At 70.3% G+C, this 5,918-nt stretch carries 6 protein-coding genes; 2 read left to right on the forward strand and 4 right to left on the reverse strand.

Translation table 11 applies throughout. From position 1 onward, the window contains the following. From QZV97_RS20155 to QZV97_RS20170, 4 genes are all read right to left on the reverse strand, one after another. Positions 1–1,375, reverse strand: a 1,375-nt coding sequence (locus tag QZV97_RS20155; RefSeq protein ID WP_295647083.1) for an acyl-CoA dehydrogenase family protein, incomplete at its 3' end; no start/stop codon positions are given. A gap of 33 nt (positions 1,376–1,408) precedes the next feature. Further along, positions 1,409–2,002, reverse strand: coding sequence for a TetR/AcrR family transcriptional regulator (locus QZV97_RS20160; protein WP_295647094.1), 594 nt, complete (start codon positions 2,000–2,002; stop codon positions 1,409–1,411). 232 nt (positions 2,003–2,234) lie between these two features. After that, complete coding sequence (locus tag QZV97_RS20165) at positions 2,235–3,221, reverse strand: FHA domain-containing protein (RefSeq protein WP_295647086.1); 987 nt, start codon at positions 3,219–3,221, stop codon at positions 2,235–2,237. After that, positions 3,218–4,588, reverse strand: a complete 1,371-nt coding sequence (locus QZV97_RS20170) for a serine protease (protein ID WP_295647089.1) — start codon at positions 4,586–4,588, stop codon at positions 3,218–3,220. Before QZV97_RS20170 ends, QZV97_RS20165 begins: the two co-directional genes overlap by 4 nt. Positions 4,589–4,685: 97 nt before the next feature. Here QZV97_RS20170 and QZV97_RS20175 point away from each other — a divergent pair, with 97 nt between their 5' ends. Continuing rightward, positions 4,686–5,312 carry a LysE family translocator gene (locus QZV97_RS20175; RefSeq protein ID WP_295647096.1) on the forward strand — a complete coding sequence of 209 codons (627 nt, stop codon included), beginning with the start codon at positions 4,686–4,688 and terminating at the stop codon, positions 5,310–5,312. Between the two features lie 119 nt (positions 5,313–5,431). Then, the coding region (locus QZV97_RS20180; protein WP_295647091.1) for an HNH endonuclease at positions 5,432–5,918 on the forward strand (487 nt) is incomplete at its 3' end.

Here is a 5,918-nt window from a genome sequence, read left to right on the forward strand (position 1 = left end):
CCAGCAGGTCCAGCGACTGGATGGTGTTGGTGCCTTCGTAGATCATGTTGATGCGGGCATCGCGCACGAACTGCTCCATGCCCCATTCCTTGATGTAGCCGTGGCCGCCGAAGACCTGCATGCAGTGCGAGGTCGCGAGCCAGGCGTTGTCGGTCAGGAAGGCCTTGACGATGGGCGTCAGCAGCGCGACCTGGTCGGCGGCCTCCTTGCGCACGTCCTCGTCGGCGTGGCTCAGCTCGCGGTCGATCAGGAGCGCTGTGTAGAGCGACAGCGCCCGGCCGCCCTCGGCGTAGGCGCGCGCGGTCAGCAGCATCTTGCGCACGTCGGGGTGGACGATGATGGGGTCGGCGGGCTTGTCCGGCGCCTTCGGGCCCGACAGGCTGCGCATCTGGATGCGGTCCTTCGCGTAGGCCACCGCGTTCTGGTAGGCGACCTCGGTCAGGCCCAGCGACTGCATGCCCACGCCCAGGCGGGCCGCGTTCATCATCACGAACATCGCCGCCAGGCCCTTGTGCGGCTGGCCGACCAGCGTGCCGATCGCGCCGTCGAGGCTGATCTGGCAGGTCGAGTTGGCGTGGATGCCCATCTTGTGCTCGAGGCCCGTGCAGTAGATGGCATTGCGCTCGCCCGGCGAGCCGTCGGCCTGGACCAGGAACTTCGGCACGACGAACAGCGAGATTCCCTTGCTGCCGACGGGCGCGTCCGGCAGGCGGGCCAGCACCAGGTGGATGATGTTCTCGGCCAGGTCGTGCTCGCCCGAGCTGATGAAGATCTTGGCGCCGGTGATCTTGTAGCTGCCGTCGGCTGAACCGTCGATGATGGGCTCGGCCTTGCTGCGCAGCAGGCCGAGGTCGGTGCCGCAGTGCGGCTCGGTCAGGCACATGGTGCCGGTCCACTGGCCGCTGGTGAGCCTGGGCAGGTAGGTCTGCTTCTGCTCCTCGGTGCCGTGCGCGTGCAGCGCCTCGTAGGCGCCGTGCGTGAGGCCGGGATACATGGTCCAGGCCTGGTTGGCGCTGTTGAGCATCTCGTAGAGACACTGGTTCACGACGATGGGCAAGCCCTGGCCGCCGTAGGCCGGATCGCAGCTCAGCGCGGGCCAGCCGCCCTCGACGTACTTGGCATAGGCCTCCTTGAAGCCCTTCGGTGCCCTGACTTCGTGCGTCGAACGGTCGAGCACGCAGCCTTCCTCGTCGCCGCTGACGTTGAGCGGGAAGGTCACCTCGGCGGCGAACTTGCCGGCTTCCTCGACCACGGCGTTGATCGTGTCGACGTCCATCTCGGCGTGCGGCGGCATGGCCTTCAGCTCGTCGCCGACGTTCAGCAGCTCGTGCATCACGAAGTGCATGTCGCGGATCGGGGGGGTGTAGGTGGGCATGGACAACTCCGGGAGAGGGGAAGGGGGTGCGGCTCAGCGGCCCTTGCGGGCTGACGCGGCCGGTGCGGGAAGGTTCAGCGACTCGGCCAGGATGCGCTCGAAGCCGCGGCCGGCGCGCTCGATCGCGCCGGGGTTGCGCATGAAGCGCGCGTCGTGGTGCAGGGCGAGGATCAGGCCGTGGATCTCGAACAGCATCTGCATCGGGTCCGTGTCGGGCTTGAGGTGGTCTTCCTCGATCGCCATGCGGATGGCGCGCTCCAGCGCGCGGTGCCAGGTGCGCACCATGCTGGCCAGCGCGTCGCGCACAGGCCCCGGCCGGTCGTCGAACTCCACCGCGCCGCTGATGTAGATGCAGCCCGAGTCGATCTCGACCGACACGCGCTTGACCCAGCGTTCGAACATGCTGCGCAGGCGCGGCAGGCCGCGGGCCTCGCGCACAGCCGGGAAGAACACTTCCTCCTCGAAGCGCGCGTGGTACTCGCGCACCACCGAGATCTGCAGTTCCTCGCGCGAGCCGAAGTGGGCGAACACGCCCGATTTGCTCATCTGCGTGACCTCGGCCAGCGCGCCGATCGACAGGCCTTCCAGGCCGATCTGCGAGGCCAGTCCGAGGGCGGCTTCAAGGATCGCGGCGCGCGTCTGCTGGCCCTTCTGCTGACCGCGCTGAGGCGTCCGGCCCTCGGTGCGCGAGGGGCTGCCTGTGAGGTCTTCGGGGGCGAGGCTGCTGCTCAAGGGAGTTCCGCAAAGAAACGAACGATCGTTCTATTTTGCAGAAATCCCTGCCATCCCGGGTGACGACGGCGTGCTGTTTGTAGGGCTGCGCGCCTAGCTGACCCTAGGGTTTACTCGGACGAAGCATTCATTCATCGTCCCAGGGCAGCCAGCCGGGTGCCTCGGCCTCGCGGGCGCGCCGCTCCAGGGGCTCGCGCAGCTTGCGGGCCTCGTCGATGAACTGCTGCGGCGTGACGGTGGGTGCCAGCCGCGTCGCGGGCGGGCCGAGGCTGCTGAGGTAGAGCGGCGTGAACCAGCGGTCGGTGCGCTGGTGGTGCAGCGCCAGCTTCAGCCCGGCGCCGACCACGAGCAGCGTCGCGAAGCCGACCGTCAGCAGGCGCCTGCGGCCCGGCACGATGAGCGCCAGATGTCCGTACAGCAGCACGCAGCCCAGCGCGAGGGCCAGCAGTTCGCCGGCGCGCGGCAGCCACTCCCACGACAGCGCGAAGGCCAGCAGCGGCAGCACCGCGTCGAGCAGCAAGCCGGCCAGCAGCAGGCCCAGCGCCCAGCGCAGATGAGCCAGGAAGTCGAAGTGCCGCGTGAACAGCTTGGAGCCCAGCGCCCACAGGAAGCACCAGATCCCCAGGGCGAGCGGCACGCTGAGCAGCACCGACAGGTAGCCGCCGACGGGATCGCCCGGATCGCTCTCCAGCCAGTGGTTGCCCAGCACCCAGAGCAGCAGCAGTGCGAGTCCGGCGACCAGCCAGCGTCCGCTGACCGGCGACGGCGCCGACAGCGTCAGCTCGGCCGGCAGCGTCTCGCCGGGCAACCGCAGCCGCAGCCGCGAGCGACCGATCTGCCACTCGGTCCCGCCGTCGACTGGGGTGGTCGCTCCGCTGGCGAGCTTGCGGCCCTGCAGCCGCACGCCGTTGGCGCTGTCGCCGGCGATCAGCTCGACGCCCGCCTCGGTGGCGCGCAGCGTCGCGTGATGTGCGGCGGCATGCGGATCGTCGAGCAGCACGTCGCAGTCGATCGCGCGGCCGATCGTCACCGGCCAGTGCGTGATCGGCACCCGGTGCGCGACGCCACCGTCGCGGTCGAGCAGTTCCACCAGGCCCAGGCGCGCGCTGCTCACGGTTGTTCCTTCAGGCCGTAGCCCAGCAGGTAGTGCGTGGCCAGGCGCATGGCGTTGTCGAAGCTCACGCCGCGCGCGTCCAGCCGGCCCTGCGCGCCGATGCTGCCCTGGTCGACCGTCGCGGCCAGCACGCTGAGGTCGTATAGCCCCGTCAGCCGGCGGTAGGCGGTGAGGCACAACACCGCGCGCAGCGGCAGGCCGCCTTGCTCGACGAAGCGCTCGCTGCACTGGGGCGCGGTGAACTCCTTGGGGTTGCGGCGCCCGAAGCTCTCGTTGCGGAAACTCGCGCTGTGGCGCTGCGTGAAGCGCAGCCCGCCGAGCTTGCGGCCGTCGTAGGTCTCGTGGCGCACGCCGAGCGAGCCGGTCAGCAGCGCACCGCTGACGAAGACCTGCGTGTCCATCTCGCAGTCGGAGCGCTCGAACTCCAGGCCCTTGGTGTCCGCCGGCGTGCTGCGGCCCCAGCAGCGCATGAAGTCCTCCTGCGGCACGGGGATCAGGTAGCGCGCGTGACCGGCGCTGCGCCAGGGCTGGGCGACGAAGCGCTGCGTGACGAGCTCCTGGTGCGCCAGCAGTTGCGTCGTCAGTTCCGGATAGACCGGCGCGGTGATGGGGGCGGCGCGCCGCGACCGCTCGAGCAGCGCCTGCGCGAACGCCGCCGGTACCAGGAAGCTGACCTGCTGGCCGTCGCGCCGCGTGGCGACGTTGATGCCGACGACGCGCCCCTGTTCGTCGAGCGCCGGGCCGCCGCTCATGCCGGAGTTCAGCGAGCCGGCGAAGAAGATGCTGGGATAGAAGCTGCGCTCGACCAGGCCGTTGTAGGTCCCCTCGAGCACCGCGAAGCCGACGTCGAGCGGGTTGCCGAGCGAGTAGATGCGCTCGCCCTGCGACAGCGGGGTCGATGCGGGCCGGAACTCGAGCGGCGTGCCGGCCGCGACCGGCCCGGCGCCGGCCTTGCCGCGTCCGCTGACCGGCAGCGCCTTCACCACCGCCAGGTCGTGCACCGCGTCGAAGCCCAGCAGCTGCAGCGCGCCCTCGCGTCCATCGACGCGCGTATAGGTGAGCCGGTAGCGCTCGGGTTGCAACGCCACCTGGCTCACGACGTGGTAGTTCGTGATGATCAGTCCGTCCTCGCCGACCACGAAGCCCGAGCCGACCGAAGCCTGGCTGTCCTGGCCCTTCAGCAGGGTGCGCACCTGGAGCAGCTGGCTGCGCGCACGTTCATACAGCCGCTGCGCCGAGGGCGAGGCAGGCGCGGAGGCGGAGGCCGCAGGGAGGGCAGGGGGCGGTTGCTGCGCGCAGGCCATGGCGCCCGCCCAGGCGAGCGACAGCGCCACAGCACGCTGCCGCCAGGCTCGGGGTCGCGTCATGCACCGAATTCTAGGCAGGTGCCGACGTACATTGCGGCATCGGCGGCGCGCGGGCGCTGCCAGCCGCGATGTCGCCCACGAAAGTGCTTCGATGCCCCTGATCTCTCTCGACACTGCCGCCGCATTCTTCGCGACGGCGGTGCTGCTGGCGCTGGCCCCGGGGCCCGACAACCTGTTCGTGCTGCTGCAGTCGGCGATGCGGGGACGTCGCGCCGGCCTGCTCGTCGTGCTCGGGCTGTGCAGCGGGCTGCTGGTGCACACCGGTGCGGTGGCGCTCGGCCTGGCGACCCTGTTCGCGACGTCCGCGCTGGCCTTCACCGTGCTGAAGCTGGCCGGCGCGCTGTACCTGCTGTGGCTGGCCTGGCAGGCGTGGCGGGCCGGCCCTGCCGAGACCGACGGCAGCGGCGGTGCTGCGCCGAGCGCCGGTCGGCTCTACCGTCGCGGCATCGTGATGAACGTGACCAATCCCAAGGTGACGATCTTCTTCCTCGCGTTCCTGCCGCAGTTCGTCATGCCGGATCGCGGCAGCGTGGGGCTGCAGGTGGTGCTGCTGGGCGCGCTGTTCATGCTGGCGACGCTGCTGGTTTTCGGCGCCATCGCGCTGGCGGGTGGCAGCCTGCGCGCCTGGCTGCTGCGCTCGCCGGGCGCCCAGGTCGGGATGAACCGCGTCGCGGCGCTGGTGTTCGTCGGCCTGGCGGTGCGACTGGCGCTCGCGCGGCACTGAGCTGGACCTGGACACGGCCGGGCCGGGGGCAGAGTGCCCACGGGCGCACAGGTGCCGGCGTTGCCCCGCTTGAGCAGCGACACCGCCGTGCTCCATACTCCGTGTCAAGGAGTTTGTGCATGGATGTGCTGCAACTCGATGTGTCGGGCCGGCCCCAGGCGTGGATCAGCGCCAAGGAGGCGGCCGTGCTGTACGCCAGCGACGGCGTGGCCTGGACGCTGGGCGACGCACGCCTGGTGCTGCGCGGGGGCATCCAGCGTCGCACCGGCATGCAGTCGCGCATCGAGGTCCACTCCATCATCGCGGTCCGCGGCAGCGTTCCCAGCCGCGCGTGGCGACAGACGCCGGCGCTGTCCAACCCCAAGCTGTTCTCCCGCGATCGTCATGTCTGCGCCTACTGCGGCGGGCAGTTCCATGCCGACGAGCTGACGCGCGAGCACATCCAGCCCACCTCGCGCGGCGGCACCGACAGCTGGATGAACTGCATCACTGCCTGTCGCGGCTGCAATGGCCACAAGGCCAACCGCACGCCCGAGGAGGCGCGCATGACGCTGCTCTACCTGCCCTACGTGCCCAGCCTGCACGAGGACATGATCCTGCGCGGCC

The sequence above is a fragment of the uncultured Methylibium sp. genome, assembly GCF_902826655.1.
Lineage (GTDB): Bacteria > Pseudomonadota > Gammaproteobacteria > Burkholderiales > Burkholderiaceae_C > Methylibium.